Origin of the sequence: Streptomyces sp. NBC_00691, assembly GCF_036226665.1 — a bacterium.
Taxonomy (GTDB): domain Bacteria; phylum Actinomycetota; class Actinomycetes; order Streptomycetales; family Streptomycetaceae; genus Streptomyces.
Genome location: NZ_CP109007.1, coordinates 1,988,228 through 2,004,201, shown reverse-complemented (window position 1 = coordinate 2,004,201; position 15,974 = coordinate 1,988,228). Strand labels below are relative to the sequence as shown.

At 72.3% G+C, this 15,974-nt stretch carries 16 protein-coding genes; 10 read left to right on the top strand and 6 right to left on the bottom strand.

The genetic code is table 11. The annotated features are described in order from the left end of the window. Positions 1 to 14: 14 nt before the first annotated feature. The 4 genes from OG392_RS08995 to OG392_RS08980 all read right to left on the bottom strand — a co-directional run bounded on the left by OG392_RS08995 (position 15) and on the right by OG392_RS08980 (position 2,912). The gene (locus OG392_RS08995) at positions 15 to 842 is read right to left on the bottom strand and encodes an SURF1 family cytochrome oxidase biogenesis protein (RefSeq protein WP_329277380.1); all 828 of its coding nucleotides are present in this window, start codon (positions 840 to 842) and stop codon (positions 15 to 17) included. 108 nt (positions 843 to 950) lie between these two features. Further along, a complete protein-coding gene (locus OG392_RS08990; RefSeq protein ID WP_015032679.1) occupies positions 951 to 1,184 on the bottom strand; it encodes a hypothetical protein in 234 nt (77 codons plus the stop codon). A 64-nt stretch (positions 1,185 to 1,248) separates the two neighbouring features. Next, entirely contained in the window at positions 1,249 to 2,238 is a 990-nt protein-coding gene (locus tag OG392_RS08985; protein WP_329277378.1) for a DEDDh family exonuclease, read from the bottom strand. Further along, positions 2,235 to 2,912, bottom strand: a complete 678-nt coding sequence (locus OG392_RS08980) for a TetR/AcrR family transcriptional regulator (protein WP_329287147.1) — start codon at positions 2,910 to 2,912, stop codon at positions 2,235 to 2,237. Before OG392_RS08980 ends, OG392_RS08985 begins: the two co-directional genes overlap by 4 nt. 96 nt (positions 2,913 to 3,008) lie before the next feature. Here OG392_RS08980 and OG392_RS08975 point away from each other — a divergent pair, with 96 nt between their 5' ends. The 8 genes from OG392_RS08975 (at position 3,009) to OG392_RS08940 (ending at position 10,697) form a co-directional block, all read left to right on the top strand. After that, positions 3,009 to 3,806: an acetoacetate decarboxylase family protein gene (locus OG392_RS08975; RefSeq protein WP_329277376.1), complete on the top strand. Its 798-nt coding sequence runs from the start codon at positions 3,009 to 3,011 to the stop codon at positions 3,804 to 3,806. After that, a complete protein-coding gene (locus OG392_RS08970) occupies positions 3,806 to 4,690 on the top strand; it encodes an SDR family NAD(P)-dependent oxidoreductase (protein WP_329277374.1) in 885 nt (294 codons plus the stop codon). Before OG392_RS08975 ends, OG392_RS08970 begins: the two co-directional genes overlap by 1 nt. A gap of 10 nt (positions 4,691 to 4,700) precedes the next feature. Next, on the top strand, positions 4,701 to 5,984 hold the full coding sequence (locus OG392_RS08965; RefSeq protein ID WP_329277372.1) for an amidohydrolase family protein: 1,284 nt from the start codon (positions 4,701 to 4,703) through the stop codon (positions 5,982 to 5,984). After that, positions 5,984 to 7,207 carry an amidohydrolase family protein gene (locus OG392_RS08960; RefSeq protein WP_329277370.1) on the top strand — a complete coding sequence of 408 codons (1,224 nt, stop codon included), beginning with the start codon at positions 5,984 to 5,986 and terminating at the stop codon, positions 7,205 to 7,207. The genes OG392_RS08965 and OG392_RS08960 overlap by 1 nt, the downstream gene beginning before the upstream one ends. A 24-nt stretch (positions 7,208 to 7,231) precedes the next feature. Further along, positions 7,232 to 7,960, top strand: a complete 729-nt coding sequence (locus OG392_RS08955) for a VIT1/CCC1 transporter family protein (protein ID WP_329277368.1) — start codon at positions 7,232 to 7,234, stop codon at positions 7,958 to 7,960. A 101-nt stretch (positions 7,961 to 8,061) separates the two neighbouring features. Next, on the top strand, positions 8,062 to 8,994 hold the full coding sequence (locus OG392_RS08950) for a sterol desaturase family protein (protein WP_329277366.1): 933 nt from the start codon (positions 8,062 to 8,064) through the stop codon (positions 8,992 to 8,994). Beyond that, entirely contained in the window at positions 8,991 to 9,635 is a 645-nt protein-coding gene (locus OG392_RS08945; protein ID WP_329277364.1) for a lysoplasmalogenase, read from the top strand. Before OG392_RS08950 ends, OG392_RS08945 begins: the two co-directional genes overlap by 4 nt. 18 nt (positions 9,636 to 9,653) lie before the next feature. After that, positions 9,654 to 10,697, top strand: coding sequence for a zinc-dependent alcohol dehydrogenase family protein (locus OG392_RS08940; RefSeq protein ID WP_329277362.1), 1,044 nt, complete (start codon positions 9,654 to 9,656; stop codon positions 10,695 to 10,697). Here OG392_RS08940 and OG392_RS08935 read toward each other — a convergent pair. Together OG392_RS08935 and OG392_RS08930 are read right to left on the bottom strand one after the other, a co-directional pair. Then, positions 10,687 to 12,030, bottom strand: coding sequence for a CoA transferase (locus tag OG392_RS08935; RefSeq protein ID WP_329277360.1), 1,344 nt, complete (start codon positions 12,028 to 12,030; stop codon positions 10,687 to 10,689). The two genes, OG392_RS08940 and OG392_RS08935, sit on opposite strands and share 11 nt — an antisense overlap. Positions 12,031 to 12,113: 83 nt before the next feature. Beyond that, positions 12,114 to 13,655 carry a S8 family peptidase gene (locus OG392_RS08930; protein WP_329277358.1) on the bottom strand — a complete coding sequence of 514 codons (1,542 nt, stop codon included), beginning with the start codon at positions 13,653 to 13,655 and terminating at the stop codon, positions 12,114 to 12,116. Between the two features lie 272 nt (positions 13,656 to 13,927). Between OG392_RS08930 and OG392_RS08925 the strand changes: the two genes are divergently transcribed. Then, positions 13,928 to 14,302, top strand: coding sequence for a DUF485 domain-containing protein (locus OG392_RS08925; RefSeq protein WP_329277356.1), 375 nt, complete (start codon positions 13,928 to 13,930; stop codon positions 14,300 to 14,302). Continuing rightward, positions 14,299 to 15,939, top strand: a complete 1,641-nt coding sequence (locus OG392_RS08920; protein WP_329277354.1) for a solute symporter family protein — start codon at positions 14,299 to 14,301, stop codon at positions 15,937 to 15,939. Before OG392_RS08925 ends, OG392_RS08920 begins: the two co-directional genes overlap by 4 nt. Positions 15,940 to 15,974 lie beyond the last annotated feature (35 nt).

Here is a 15,974-nt window from a genome sequence, read left to right as displayed (position 1 = left end):
GTGGCGCCTGTCAATCAGACGGACGGAGTGGCCTGGATCGCCTCGGGGTCCCGTTCGGGGGTTCCCGGGGTGTCGTTCCCCGTGGTGCCGGAGGCGGCGGCGGCACGGTCGCGCTTCTCGCGGCGGACCAGGATCACCCAGCCGACGGGTACCCCGGCCGTGAACAGCCACCACTGCACGGCGTACGCCATGTGGGAGCCGATCGACGTGTGGTCGGGCTCGGGGATCAGCTCGGGGGTGTCCCCGGCGGGCTCGGGCCCGGTCTGCTCCAGATAGCCGCCGAGGACCTCGCGACCGATCAGCTCCGCCTGCTGCCCGCTGTTGATCAGCATGACCTGACGGTCCGGCAGGCCCTTGAGGTCCTTGATGCCGCTGGCGCCGGTCGTCTCGTCGGCCTTGAGCCGGCCGGTGATGGTCACCTCGCCCTTGGGGGCGGGCGGCACCGGCGGGTAGGAGTGCTGGTCGGCGGCGGCCGGGACCCAGCCGCGGTTGACCAGGACGATCCGACCGTCGCGGAGGACCAGCGGGCTCAGGATGTGTACGCCGACCCGCTCGTCGGAGGAGGTGCGGCGGCGGACGACCACCTCGTGGGTGGTGTCGAAGGTGCCGGTGGCGGTGACGGGCCGCCAGTAGTCGGAGCGCGGGACCGTGTGGCCGGGGGAGGTGAGCTCCTCGACCGGGAGCGGCTTCGCCGCGATGCTGTCCGCGATCAGGGCGTTCTGGGCGACCCGGCGCTCGTGCCGGTGGAACTGCCAGAAGCCCAGCTCGATCATCGTCGGGACGAGGACGAGGGCGATGAGGGTGAGGATCACCCACTGCCGGGACAACAAGAAGCGGTACACCCCATGACCGTACAACTCGGTCCATGGGGTGTACGCACGGGGGGCGGCTCGTGCGTGACGGGCCCGGGATCGTTTCCGCGGACCCTGCCGTTCCCGGCCCCGGATCCCTCACACCCTGTCGACGATGCCCACCTTTCCCTCCGCGCGGGCGCAGTGGCCGCCGCAGTACCAGCTGCCGTCGACCTCGACGCCCTGCCCGATGATCTGGACCCGGCAGTGCTCGCAGATGGGCGCCATGCGGTGGATGGCGCAGGCGAAGCAGTCGAAGACATGGATCGCGCCCTGCGCGTGTACCTCGAAGGACATGCCGTAATCGTTTCCGCAGACCTCACAACGTGCCATGCGCCACAGGGTGAGGCTCCCGGCGGGGCGTGCGCAGCTCGGCACGCCCGCCGGGCCGGGGGTGTCACCCGTCTGCCGGGGCCACGTCCCGCAGCAACTGGGTGTACGCCGCCTCGTCCACGACCGGCGTGCCGAAGGACTTGGCCTTGACGGTCTTGGAGGTGGCGGAGTCCGGGTCGTTGGTGACCAGGAGGCTCGTGAGCCGGGAGACGCTCCCCGCCACATGGAGCCCGGCGTCGACCGTGCGGTCCTCCAGCAGCTCGCGGTCGACGGAGGTGTCCCCGGAGAACGCCACCCGCATGCCCTGCTTGAGCGGTTTGTCCGTCTCGTACCGGCCGGGGTTGGGGTACGGGCACGGCGGCCGCTTCCGCGAGGGACGCCAGCTGCCCGCCCGGTACGAGGAGCCGTACCCGGCCTGGTGGCCGATCCGCGGCTGCTGCGCGGGTGACGCGGCCCACTCGGTCAGCGGCCGGCACTCCAGCAGCGGCAGCCGTACGTTGCGCTCGGCGGCCGCGTGCAGGCTCGGCCGGAACGCCTCCGCGAGCACGCGCGCGTCGTCCAGCGCGTTGTGCGCGCGCTGCTGCACCACGCCGAAGTGCGCGGCGAGCGACTCCAGCTTGTGGTTCGGCAGCGGCAGCGACAGCTCCTTGGCGAGCGCGATCGTGCACAGCCGCTGCCGCACCGGCGCGGCCGACTCCGCGCGCGCGTACTCCCGGGCGATCATCTGCCAGTCGAACATCGCGTTGTGCGCGACGAGCACCCGCCCGTCCAGCCGGGCCGCGAACTCCGCCGCGATCTCCGGGAAGAGCGGAGCGCCCTCCAGGACGTCGGTGGTGAGCCCGTGGATCCAGACGGGTCCCGGATCGCGCTCGGGGTTGACGAGCGTGTACCAGTGGTCCTCGACGTTCCCCTGGGCGTCCAGCCGGTAGACGGCAGCCGACACTATCCGGTCGTCGCGGGCGAGTCCGGTGGTCTCCACGTCGACGACCGCGTACCCCTGCGGGTAGGCGGCCGGCCACGTCGCTGCTGTCGTACGGTCGTCAAGCACGGTCACTGAGAATACGGCCCGCGGCCGACAACTCCGTCCCCGGTCTCCCCGGCGGCCCCGGGAGCCCCGGCGAGGAGTCCCTCCACCAGGGCCCGCACCGAGTCGACGAACAGCCGCTCGGTGTCGATCGGGGCGGCGAGCGCACGGGCGAGGGCCTCGTCGGACTCGGCGTCCTCGCCGCTCCACAGCTCCTCCTCCGCCGGCGACTGCGCCGGGGCGCGCTCCCGGTTGCGCTCCACCAGGACATAGCCGACGACCTGGAACTGCACCGCGCGGACGGCCCGCGCCGCGTGCGCCCCGCGCAGTCCCGCGGCGTGCGCCTCATGGACCAGAGCGCGCTGGGCCGGCAGGAACATGCGTTCCGTCAGGCCCCGTTCGTGGACCATCGCGACCAGGTGGGGGCGCTCGCGCAGGGCGCGGCGCAGCGCGCGGGCGACCGAGACCAGGCGGTCGGCGGGGGTCGCGCCGCGCGGGCGGATCGTGTCGAGATCCGCGACCGTCCGCTCGACCAGGGCGTCGAGCAGGGACTCGCGGTTGCCGACGTGCCAGTAGATCGAGGTGACCGCCGTGCCCAGCTCGGCCGCGAGCCTGCGCATGGTGAGGGCGTCCGGACCGTGCCGGCGCACCAGGGCGGCGGCGGTCTCCAGGACTTCCTCGCGGCTGAGTGCGGCGCGCGCCATCCGTTCCCCCAACTCTGTCGCGTGCACGGGTCTTTACCCTTCATCGCCGCCGGTGTAACTCTGTTACAGACCCGACCCCCAGAAGGGTGGTACGTCATGGCACGAGTACGGTACGGGGCGCGCACGGACGCCGAGATCACGGCGGCCCGCACGAAGAGCGCGAAGCTCCCCGACATCTGGTCCACCGGAGTGGTCGCCGTCTGGGAGACCGATCCGGACGTGGTGGCGGCCGTCCTGCCGCCCCCGCTGAAACCCACCGAGCGGCCCCTCGTGCGGGCCAACATCTCCCAGGTCGACCTGCCCGGCTATCCCCTCGGCGCCGGCTCCGTCGCCGTCGCCGCCGCCCACGGCGACCGCGAGGGCTGGTACCCGCTGGTGATGCCGATGACCCACGAGCGGGCCCTCGTCGGCGGCCGCGAGGTCTTCGGCGAACCGAAGAAACTCGGCGAGGTCGTCGTCGAGCGCGACGGGCTCGTCGTCCGCGCGGCGCTCGGCCGGCACGGCATCGACTTCGTCGAGGTGCGCGGCGCGGTCTCCGGGCCCCTGCCGCTCCCGGAGCCGGTCGAGAAGACCGACTTCTACTTCAAGTTCCTGCCGGGCGTGGACGGTACGGGCTTCGACGCCGAACCCGTCCTCGTCCACTGCGTCCGCAACGAGAAGGTCCGGAAGCTGGAGCGCGTCACCGGCGACGTGGTGCTGCGCGAGTCCATGTACGACCCGGTCGCCGACCTCCCCGTCCGCCGGCTCGTCGAGATCACCATCGGCGAGAAGACCACCGACCAGAAGGGCACGGTCGCCGAGCGCGTCTCCGCGCAGGCCCTCCTGCCGTACATCCACCAGCGGTACGACGACCCGCAGCAGATCCTCGACGGCCCGCCCGAGGGGAGCATCTGATGGAGCTGCGCCCGGGACAGGTCGCCGTCGTCACCGGCGCGGCCAGCGGCATCGGCCTCGCGATGGCCCGCCGCTTCGCCGCCGAGGGCCTGGCCGTCGTCCTCGGCGACGTCGAGGAGGGCGCCCTCGCCGAGGCCGCCGGCGAACTGACGGACGGCGGGGCGCAGGTCCTCGCCCGGACGGTCGACGTCTCCGACCCCGACGCGGTACGGGCGTTCGCGGAGGCCGCGTACGACACCTTCGGCGCCGTCCACGTCCTCTGCAACAACGCGGGCGTCGGCTCCGGCGCCGAGGGCCGGATGTGGGAGCACGAGCCCAACGACTGGAAGTGGGCCTTCTCCGTCAACGTCTGGGGCGTCTTCCACGGCATCCAGGCCTTCGTCCCCCGGATGCTCGCGGGCGGCGAACCCGGCCATGTCGTCAACACCTCCTCCGGCGACGGCGGCATCGCCCCGCTCCCCACCGCCTCCGTGTACGCGGTCACCAAGGCGGCCGTCGTCACCATGACCGAATCGCTCTACGCCCACCTCAGGGCCGAGCACGCGCGCGTGAGCGCCTCCGTGCTCTTCCCCGGGCCGCACATGCTCCGCACCGGCCTCTGGGAGTCGCACCGCAACCGGCCCGAGCGGTACGCCAAGGAGCGCCCGCGCAGGACCCCGTACCGCAGCCTCGACCAGTGGGAGGCCGCCATGAGGCAGGCCGGCCACGAGGTCGCCTTCACCCCGGTGGAGGAGGTCGCCGAGCACGTCGTCGACGGCATCCGCGCCGACCGCTTCTGGATGCTGCCCGAGAGCGAGCACAGCGACCGGCAGATCACGGCGCGCTCGCGCTCCATGCTCGACCGCTCCGACCCGTCGTACCTGGAGAACTTCATCCTCGACTGAGGGGGCCCCGATGGCCGATCCGAACGACCCGTATCTGATCATCTCCTCCGACTGCCACGCCGGGCTGCCCACCGAGAGGTACCGGCTCTACCTCGACTCCCGCTTCCACGGCGCGTTCGACGACTTCCTCGCCGGACGCGAGGCCCGCCGGGAGGCCATGACGCGGCTCGGGGTCCGCAACGAGGCCTTCGCGAACAAGTGGTTCAGCGACAACGAGGAAGGGCTGCGCGGCGGCTGGGACGCCGGGCAGCGCCTCAAGGAACTCGACGGCGACGGGGTGGCCGCCGAGGTCGTCTTCCCCGACGCGGACGCCGTCGACAGCCAGACCGCCGCGCCCTTCGGCGTCGGCCTCGGCCTCTCCGGCGACCAGGACCCGGAGCTCGGCATGGCGGGCGCGCAGGCGCACAACCGCTGGCTCGCCGAGTTCGTCGGACAGAATCCCGAGCGGCACTGCGGGGTGGCGCTGCTGCCGATCACGGCCGAGCCCGCCAAGGTCGTCGCCGAGATCCACCGCGCCAAGGAGTCCGGGCTCGGGGCGCTCATGATCCCCTCCATGTGGGTGGACAAGGAGCCGTACCACGACCGGCGCTACGACCCGGTCTGGGCGGCCGCCGCCGAGACGGGGATGCCGCTGGTCACGCACTCGGGGGCGGCGCCGCGCGAGGAGTACGGCGACCACCTCGGCATCTACGTCTCCGAGGTCACCTGGTGGCCGGCCAGGCCGCTGTGGTTCCTGCTCTGGTCGGGCGTCTTCGAGCGGCACCCCGGGCTTCGGTTCGGGGTCGCCGAGTCCGGCTGCTGGTGGCTGCCGAACCTGCTCTGGTTCATGGACCGGCTCTACCTCGGCGCGCACGGCGGCAAGAAGCTGTCCCCGTTCGCGGAGCTGAGACGGCCCCCGAGCGAGTACCTGGACCGGCAGGTCTTCATCTGCGCCACCAACACCAAGCGGCGCGAACTCGCCCAGCGGTACGAGATCGGCGTCGACAACATCCTGTGGGGCTCGGACTTCCCGCACCCGGAGGGAACCTGGCCGGACACGCGCGCGTGGCTCCGGAAGACCTTCCACGACATCCCGGTGCCGGAGACCCGCCGGATGCTGGGCCTCGCGGCGGCCGAGGTCTTCGGATTCGACGTCCAGAAGCTGGATCCGATCGCCCGCCGCATCGGCCCGACCCCCGCGGACCTCGGCCAGCCCGCCGACCAGACGGCCGTGGAGGCCTCCTGGGCCCGCTCGCGCGAGGTCGGCCGGCACTGGCTGACGGACCACGACTTCCCCGTCCTGGGGGTGAGCTGATGGACCGCTACACCGTCATCTCGGCGGACTGCCACGCGGGCGCCGACCTCCTCGACTACAAGCCGTACCTGGAGCGGCGGCACCACGAGGCCTTCGACGCCTGGGCGGCCTCCTACGTCAACCCGTACGAGGACCTGCTCGCCGACACCGCCGACCGCAACTGGAACTCCGACCGCCGGCTGCGCGAGCTGGAGGCGGACGGCATCGTCGCCGAGGTCGTCTTCCCCAACACCGTCCCGCCGTTCTTCCCCAAGGCCTCCCTGATGGCCCAGCCGCCCGGCCCGGCCGAGTACGAGCTGCGCTGGGCCGGACTCCAGGCGCACAACCGGTGGCTGGCCGACTTCTGCGCGGCCGCGCCGGGGCGCAGGGCCGGCGTGGCGCAGATCCTCCTCAACGACGTCGACGCGGCGGTCGCCGAGATCCGCCGCGTCCGCGAGGCGGGACTCACCGGCGGCATCCTGCTGCCCGGCGTGCCGCCCGGCTCGCCGGTGCCCGAGCTGTACTCGGAGGCGTACGACCCGATCTGGGCGGTCTGCGCCGAGCTGGACGTCCCCGTCAACCACCACGGCGGCTCCGCGTCCCCGCCGCTGGGCGACGAACCGGCCGCGCGCGCGGTCTTCATGGTGGAGACGACCTGGTTCTCCCACCGGGCGCTGTGGCACCTGGTCTTCGGCGGCGCCTTCCGGCGCCACCCCGGGCTCAAGCTGGTCCTGACCGAGCAGGGCTCGGGCTGGATCCCGGGCGTGCTCGACATGCTGGACTACTACCACGGCCGCCTGGTGGCGGCGGCGACGAAGGCCTCCACGGCGGAGTCGAAGTTCGGCGCGGGCCTCGCCGAGGCCATGGGCAAGGGCCCCAGCACCGTGTGGCGCGACAACTGCTTCGTCGGCGCGAGCTTCATGCGCCCCCACGAGGTGCCGCTGCGCGACCGGATCGGCCTCGACAAGATCATGTGGGGCAGCGACTACCCCCATGACGAGGGCACCACCCCGTACTCCCGCGAAGGTCTCCGGATCGCCTACGCGGGACTGTCGGCGGACGAGGTCGCGGCGATGGTCGGCGGCAACGCGGCCCGCGTCTACGGCTTCGACCTCCGGCTGCTCGACCCCCTCGCCGCCGTGCACGGCCCGCGCGTCGAGGAGATCGCCGAACCCCTGAAGGAGGTCCCCGCCGGCGCCACCAGCCCGGCCTTCGCCCCGGGCGGGTCGGTCCGCGTCTGGTGACCCGCCGGGTGCGACGCTCCTGACGTGACCGACGCAACCGAGGAGACCGACACCCCCGCGCACGAGGCCCACGGCGGAGGCCTCGGCTCCCGTCTCAACTGGCTCCGGGCGGCCGTGCTCGGAGCCAACGACGGAGTCGTCTCCACCGCGGGCCTCGTCGTCGGCGTCGCCGGCGCCACCGAGTCCCAGGCCGCCCTGCTCACCGCGGGCCTCGCGGGACTCCTGGCCGGATCGATGTCGATGGCGGCGGGGGAGTACGTCTCGGTCTCCACCCAGCGCGACTCCGAGAAGGCCGCCCTCGCCCAGGAGAGACGGGAACTGCGCGAGGACCCGGAGGCCGAGCTCGCCGAACTCACCGGCCTCCTGGCCGCCCGCGGCCTCTCCTCCGACGTGGCCCGCGAGGCCGCCGAGCAGCTCACCGCCCGCGACGCCCTGCGCGCCCACGCGCGCGTGGAGCTGGGCATCGACCCGGACCGGCTCACGATCCCCTGGCACGCCGCGGCCGCGAGCTTCCTCGCCTTCACCGTCGGCGCCCTGCTCCCGCTCCTCGCGATCGTCCTTCCCCCGGCCTCGGCCCGCCTCTGGGTCACGGTCGTCTCCGTCCTCGCGGCCCTGGCCCTCACCGGCTGGTGGAGCGCCCGCCTGGGCGAGGCACCCGCGGGCCGCGCGATCCTCCGCAACGTGGCGGGCGGCGCCCTGGCGATGGCGGTCACCTACGGCGCGGGCTCGTTGCTGGGAGCGACGGGCGTCTAGGTCCTGTCGGAAGGTGCCAACGGCTGCTGACAAGTCGTCTCCCATACTTGTCGGTAATCACGTCTATCCGGACCCCGGCCCCCGCCCCTACCGTCATCGGCATGCCGAACCTGCCCGATGTCGTGCTCTGGTCCATACCGGCCTTCGTCCTGCTCACCGTCGTCGAGATGGTCAGCTACCGCCTCCGCCCCGACGACGACGCCGTCGGGTACGAGGCCAAGGACGCCGCCACCAGCATCGGCATGGGGCTCGGGAGCCTCTTCGTCGACCTCGTGTGGAAGATTCCGATCGTCGCGGTCTACGCCGCCGTCCACGAGCTCACGCCGCTCCGCGTTCCCGTCCTCTGGTGGACGATCCCGCTGATGCTGCTCGCCCAGGACTTCTTCTACTACTGGCAGCACCGCGGGCACCACGTCATCCGGCTCCTGTGGGCCAGCCACGTCGTGCACCACAGCAGCCGCGGGTTCAACCTCTCCACCGCCCTGCGTCAGCCCTGGACCGGTTTCACCTCCTGGCCGTTCTACCTGCCGATGATCGCGCTCGGCGTCCACCCGGCCGCGCTCGCCTTCTGCTCCTCGGTGAACCTCGTCTACCAGTTCTGGATCCACACCGAGCGGATCGACAAGCTGCCCCGGCCCTTCGAGTACGTTCTCAACACCCCCTCCCACCACCGCGTCCACCACGCCTCGCAGGGCGGCTACCTGGACCGGAACTTCGGGGGGATCCTCATCCTCTGGGACCGGATGTTCGGCTCCTGGGTCGGCGAGACCGAGCGGCCCGTCTACGGCCTCACCAAGAACATCGAGACCTACAACCCGCTGCGCGTCGCCACCCACGAGTACACGGCCATCGCCCGCGACCTCCGCGCCGCCCACGGCTGGCGCGAGCGGGCCGGCCGGGTCTTCCGCGGCCCGGGCTGGCAGCCCGCGTCCGCACCGGCACCCGCACCCGCCTCGGCATCAGCGCCGGCACCCGCACCCGGACCCGCGGACACCCGGCAGCCCGGCCCCGTCGCGCCCGAGGCCGCCGCGTGAAGGCCGCCCCGCCCGGGCTGTCCCGCGCACTCCTCGCCGCCTTCGGGCTCGCGGCCGCCCTCGACCTGCTCTCCCTGCTCGCCGGCGCCGAGCTGGGCCACCAGATCGCCAAGCCGCTCCTGATGCCCCTGCTCGCCGCGTACGCCGTCACCCGGGGCGCCCCCGGGCCGCTGACCGCCGCGCTGCTCCTCGGCTGGGCCGGCGATCTCTTCCTGCTCTCCGACGCCGACGGGGCCTTCCTCCTCGGCATGGGCTCCTTCGCCGCCGGCCATGTCTGCTACCTGGTCCTCTTCGGCCGCCGGCGTACGTCCCCCGCGCTCGGCGCCCTGTACGCGGCCGCCCTCGTCGGCACCGTCCTGCTCCTCTGGCCCGACCTCCCCGCCGGCCTCCGCGTCCCGGTCGCCGCCTACTCCCTGCTGCTGACCGCCATGGCGTACCGCGCGAGCTCGCTCGGTCTCCTCGCAGGGCTGGGCGGCGCCCTCTTCCTGCTGTCCGACACCCTGATCGCCACCGGCGTCGCCGAGTGGCCCCGGCTGCCCGCGTCCGACTTCTGGGTCATGCTGACCTACATCGCGGCGCAGTACCTGCTGACGGCGGGAGCGCTCCGCGCGATGTACGGTGAACGTCGTACAACCGTCTGAAAGCAAGGACCGCCCCTCATGCGCGCCACCACCATCCACGCCCCGTTCGACATGCGCGTGGAGGACGTGCCCGACCCGGTGGTGCAGGATCCCACCGACGTCGTCGTCCGCGTCCTGCGCGCCTGCGTCTGCGGCAGCGACCTGTGGGCCTACCGCGGCGAGTCCGCCCGGCAGCCCGGCCAGCGCATCGGCCACGAGTTCCTCGGCATCGTCGAGGCCGCGGGCTCCGACGTCACCGGCTTCACCGCCGGAGACCTCGTCGTCGCCCCCTTCGTCTGGTCCGACGGCACCTGCGACCACTGCGTCGAGGGCCTCCAGACCTCCTGCCCGAGCGGCGGGTTCTGGGGCTCGGTCGGCTCCGACGGCGGCCAGGGCGAGGCCGTCCGTGTCCCCTTCGCCGACGGCACCCTCGTCAAGCTCCCCGCCGACGCGGCCTCGGACGACCGCCTGCTGACCGCGCTCCTCGCGCTCTCCGACGTCCTGGGCACCGGCCACCACGCCGCCCTGGGCGCCGGCGTCCGCAAGGGCTCCACGGTCGCCGTGGTCGGCGACGGCGCCGTCGGCCTCTGCGGGGTCCTCGCCGCCAAGCGCCTCGGCGCCGAGCGGATCATCGCGCTCGGCCGGCACACCGCCCGTACCGACATCGCCCGCCTCTTCGGTGCCACCGACGTGGTCGCCGAGCGCGGCGAGGCCGCCGAGGCCGCCGTCCGCGAGCTCACCGGCGGCCAGGGCGCCCACGCCGTCATCGAGGCCGTCGGCACCGAGCAGTCCATGCGGACCGCCGTCGCCATCGCCCGCGACGGCGGCTCGATCGGCTACGTCGGCGTCCCGCACGGCAGCGGCACCGGACTCGACCTGTCCGTCATGTTCGACCGGAACATCGCGCTGCGCGGCGGCGTCGCCCCCGTGCGCGCGTACATCCCGGAGCTGCTCCCGGACGTCCTTAACGGCACCATCGACCCGTCGCCGGTCTTCGACCTGACCGTCGACCTCGACGGCGTCCCCGGCGGCTACCGGGCGATGGACGAGCGCACCGCGCTCAAGGTCCTCGTCAAGCCGTAGGCCGGGACGGGGCCGCAGGCGCCCCGGACGCGTCCGTCGTCCAGACCGGGGCGTCGGCGCCCGCGATGCCGGGCGGGCGCGTCCAGCCCGTCGGGCCGCCCTCGTACGCGACGGGCGACAGCGCGTGCCGCAGCCGCCCGAGCGGGCCCTCCGACGCGGCGAGGTACCGCTCGGGCTCGTACCCCGGCAGCCCGTGTGTCAGCCAGTGCCCCGTCTGGGCGAGGGCGAGCCGGACGAGCCGCGTGCCGCCGTCCCGGTCCTGCTCGGTCAGCGACCGCAGGACCGCCGCCGCGAGCAGAAAGCCGCTCCCGTGGTCCAGGGCCTGCGCCGGCAGCGCGCCCGGCTGCTCCGCCGTGCCCTCGGTGGCCGCGATCCCGGTCGCCACCTGGACCAGGCTGTCGAAACCACGCCGCCCGGCCCAGGGCCCGTAGTCGCCCCAGGCCGAGAGCCGCGCGGTGACGAGCCCCGGGCGGTGCAGGTCGAAGCGGTCGAGCGCGCCCGGCCGGTAGCCCGTGACCAGCACATCGGCCGCGGCCAGGAGCTCCCCGAAGGTACGGCGGTCCGAGGGGCGGTCCAGATCGAGCGCGGCGGTCCGCTTGCCGATGTCCGTGTCCGCGTGCTGGTCCGGCAGTTCGGGACGGCCCGGCGGGTCGATCCGCAGCACGTCCGCGCCGAGCAGCGCGAGCGTCCTGGTCGCGACCGGCCCGGCGATCACCCGGGTCAGGTCGAGGACCCGCAGCGGGCCGCCGTCGCGGCGCCGGGGCGGCGCCTCGTCGAGCCGCTCCCGGGTCAGCGGCGGCCTGGCGGCCACCTCCCGGCCCTGCTCGTGCGCCGCCCACTCCGCGGGCGTCCGCAGGGCGACGGCCAGCCCTCCGGCCGCGTACACGGCCGTCTCGACCTCGATCGCCCTCCGGCCGCCGACGGCGGCGGCGACGGCCTCCACCGAGTCGTCCCGTACGTCGAGGGCGCTGAGCAACGCCGCCTTGTGGTGCGGATAGTTGGCGTGGGTACGGACCCAGCCGTCGGCCGCCCGCCAGAACCGCGAGAGCGGCGCGAAGCTCACCGGCGCCCGCCCGTCGACCCGCAGATGACGCTCGCTCACGAACGCGGTGGCGACGGCCCCGTCGTCGACCCGTACCGCACCGGGAAGTCCCGCGTGCTCCACCGCCGCGAGCGAGCAGACCGCGACCGTCGCCCGCGCCAGCTCCATCACCGGAAGCCGCGCGGCCAGCAGCCCCGCCGGCCCGCCGTACTCCACCCGGTCCACCAGGGCGGGATCCCCGCCGAGGGCCGACCACAACAACTCCGTACCGGTACGCACCGTGGTGTCCATGGACCGCACTATGGCACTCGGTGCCATGCGAAGGGCCCCGGTGTGGCTCACCACACCGAGGCCCTCGCTCACTCACGGACCGACTAGCGGCGGACAGCGTCCAGCGCGTCGATCAGACCGGCCCCGTAGAAGCCGTTCTTGTTCTTGCCACCCTCGCAGACGGCGTCGATCACGCCGTCGCCCTCGATGTCGTACGGGTTGGTGCAGGCGAACTTGTCGGCCTGCGCGTACAGCATCGCCTTGAGCGCCGCCGGGCTCGCGTGGGGGTGCGTCGACTTGATGAGCGCCAGGACACCCGCCGCGTGCGGCGACGCCATCGACGTGCCGCCCTTGTAGTTGTAGCCCCCGTTGACCGTGGTCGACAGGATGAGGCCGTTGACCGCGGGGGCCTCGGGCGTCTGGTAAGCGGTGCGGTCGCCACCGGGGGCGGCGATGTCGATGACACCGAGACCGTAGTTGGAGTACGAGGCCTTCAGGTTCTTGGCGCCGGTCGCGGAGACCGTGACGACACCCGGCAGCATGGCCGGGTAGTCGACGCACTTCTTCGGGTCGATGACCCGGTCGCCGGGGGTGGTGTCGTTCGGGCTGCTGTTGTCGACGATCGAGTCGGCCGCCAGGTCGAACTTCGAGTTGCCGGCCGCCGCGACGTTGACCGTTCCCTTGTGCTCCGCGTAGCGGGTCGCGCGGGTGACCGCCTCGATGAGGGCCTTCTGGTCCGCGTCGTTCTTGCACGCGAACATCCACGGGTCGGTGTAGTAGCTGTTGTTCGTGATGTCGACACCGTGCTCGGCCGCCCACACGAAGCCGCAGACCACGGCCTCCGTGTAGAAGAAGCCGTCCGGGGTCGACACCTTGATGCCGGAGACCTTCACGCCCGGCGCGACACCGGTGATGCCGATGCCGTTCTTGGCGGCGGCGATCGTACCGGCGACGTGGGTGCCGTGGTCGCTCTCGCCCGGGTTCGGACGCCACGAGCCGGGAGTGGTGTCCGGCTTGCCGGAGACGCAGTTCGCGGAGGCCTTGGCGTTGAAGTTCGGCGCCAGGTCGGGGTGGGTGTCGTCGACACCCGTGTCGATGACACCGACGGTGACCCGCTTGCTGCCGAGGGTCCGCTTGTGCGCCTTGTCGGCCTTGATCGCCGGGAGGTCCCACTGCAGGGGCTCAAGGGCGTCCTGCTCGTCCGTCGCACGGGCGGCGGCGGCCTTGGCCTCGGCCTCGGACAGCGCCTGCGTGCCGCCACCGACGGAGTTGTCGGTCTGCACGGTGAGCGGGGCGGTACGGGTCGAACCGGCCGACACCACGCCGTAGGCCTTGCGGATCGTCTTCGCGAACTCGGGGTTCTGCGAGTGGACGACTATCACGCCTATCTGGTCGTACGAGATGACCACCTCGCCACCGGCGCGGGCGATCGACTTCTTCACCGAGGCGGCGGTCCAGCGGCCCGCGCCGACGTTGACGACGTACGACAGCTTCGGCCCGTTCGTCGCCACGGTGGCGGTCGCCGGTGCGTCGCTCAGTTCCGCGGCGGAGGCAGCGCCGGAGGGAAGGAAGCCGAGCGAGGCCGTGAGCGCGAGACCAACAGGCAGAGCGAGAGCTCGGCCGCGCCTCGATCCCAGATGAGCCATGGGTTCTCCACATCATCCGTATGTACTGCCCGCGCGCGGGTTTACGCGCAGGCAGGTGCATGACGAGTGAAGCTATCGCTGATCTTCCATGCCCATCAATGAGTTGAGAAGACTTCATGAAGATCTGACCGAAGAAATCTCCTGGGTGAACCACTTCCCGTTCCGCTCCGTGCCGTTGGTCAGGGGAGGGGCTCCAGCCGGAGCCCCGCTTCCGCACCCCCGGTGAGGCCCCCTTGACCATGCCGTCCGCCCCCGCGTCACGAGGAGATTCCGTGGCTACCGAAGCACCGCCGCCGCCCAGAGACGGGACGGAGACCGCCGCCGGTCCCGCCCAGCCCACCACGGAACAGTTCGTCGAGGTGCAGCAGGGCCCGGAGTTCGGCGAACTGCGCCGTACGTACCGCTCCTTCGCCTTCCCGCTCACCCTGGCCTTCATCGCCTGGTACCTGCTGTACGTGCTGCTCTCCAACTACGCGGGCGGCTTCATGGGGACCAAGGTCTTCGGCAACATCAACGTGGCCCTCGTCCTCGGCCTCGGCCAGTTCGCCACCACCTTCCTCATCGCCTGGCTCTACTCGCGGCACGCGGCGAACCGGCTCGACCCCCAGTCCGACGCCATCAGAGAGCGCATGGAGGGCGACGCATGAGCACCCCCGTCCTGCTGGCGGCGGGCAACGCCACCAGCGAGCACCGACCGCTGATCATCGCCCTCTTCGGCGCCTTCGTCGTCGCGACCCTGGTCATCACCGTCTGGGCCGGCCGCCAGACCCGCAGCGCCGCCGACTTCTACGCCGGCGGCGGCCAGTTCACCGGCTTCCAGAACGGCCTCGCGATCTCCGGCGACTACATGTCCGCCGCGTCCTTCCTCGGCATCAGCGGCGCCATCGCCCTCTACGGCTACGACGGCTTCCTGTACTCGATCGGCTTCCTGGTCGCCTGGCTCGTCGCCCTGCTCCTGGTCGCCGAGCCGCTGCGCAACTCCGGCCGGTTCACTATGGGCGACGTCCTCGCCTACCGGATGCGCCAGCGGCCCGTCCGCACCGCCGCCGGCACCTCCACCATCGTCGTGTCGATCTTCTACCTGCTCGCCCAGATGGCCGGCGCGGGCGTGCTCGTCTCGCTGTTGCTCGGCATCACCAGCGACGGCGGCAAGGTCGCGATCGTCGCCCTCGTCGGCGTCCTGATGATCGTCTACGTGACGATCGGCGGCATGAAGGGCACCACCTGGGTGCAGATGGTCAAGGCCGTCCTGCTCATCGCGGGCACCCTCCTCATCACCTTCCTCATCCTGCTGAAGTTCGACTTCAACCTCTCGCAGCTGCTCGGCGCCGCCGCCACCAACAGCGGCAAGGGCGACGCCTTCCTGGAGCCCGGCCTCAAGTACGGCGTGAGCGCCCTCTCGAAGCTGGACTTCCTCTCCCTCGGCATCGCCCTCGTCCTCGGCACCGCGGGTCTGCCGCACATCCTGATCCGCTTCTACACGGTGCCGACCGCCAAGGCCGCGCGTAAGTCGGTCAACTGGGCCATCGGCATCATCGGCGGCTTCTACCTGATGACGATCGTCCTCGGCTTCGGCGCCGCCGCCCTGCTCAGCGGCGACACCATCAAGGCGTCCAACAAGGCCGGCAACACGGCGGCCCCGCTCACCGCCCTGGAGGTCGGCGGCGGCGCGGGCTCCACCGGCGGCGCGATCCTGCTCGCCGTGATCTCGGCCGTCGCCTTCGCCACCATCCTCGCCGTCGTCGCCGGTCTGACCCTGGCCTCGTCCTCGTCCTTCGCGCACGACATCTACGCGAACGTGATCAAGCGCGGGAAGGCCACCGAGAAGGAGGAGATGCGGGCCGCCCGCTGGTCCACCGTCCTCATCGGCATCGTCTCGATCGCGCTCGGCGCCCTCGCCCGCGACCTCAACGTCGCCGGTCTTGTCGCCCTCGCCTTCGCGGTCGCCGCCTCGGCCAACCTGCCGACGATCCTGTACTCGCTGTTCTGGAAGCGGTTCACCACCCAGGGCGCCCTCTGGTCGATCTACGGCGGACTGATCTCCTCCGTCGTGCTCGTCCTCTTCTCCCCGGTCGTCTCCGGCGGCCCGGCCTCGATGTTCAAGGGCGTGGACTTCCACTGGTTCCCGCTGGAGAACCCCGGCCTCGTCTCGATCCCGCTGGGCTTCCTCCTCGGCTGGCTCGGCTCGCTCTTCTCCAAGGAGGAGCCGGACGCCGGCAAGTACGCGGAGCTGGAGGTCAAGTCCCTCACCGGCGTCGGGGTCGCCGCCGCGGTCAAGCACTGACCGGAGCGGAGTCGGCCGTATACGGTCCGCGACCT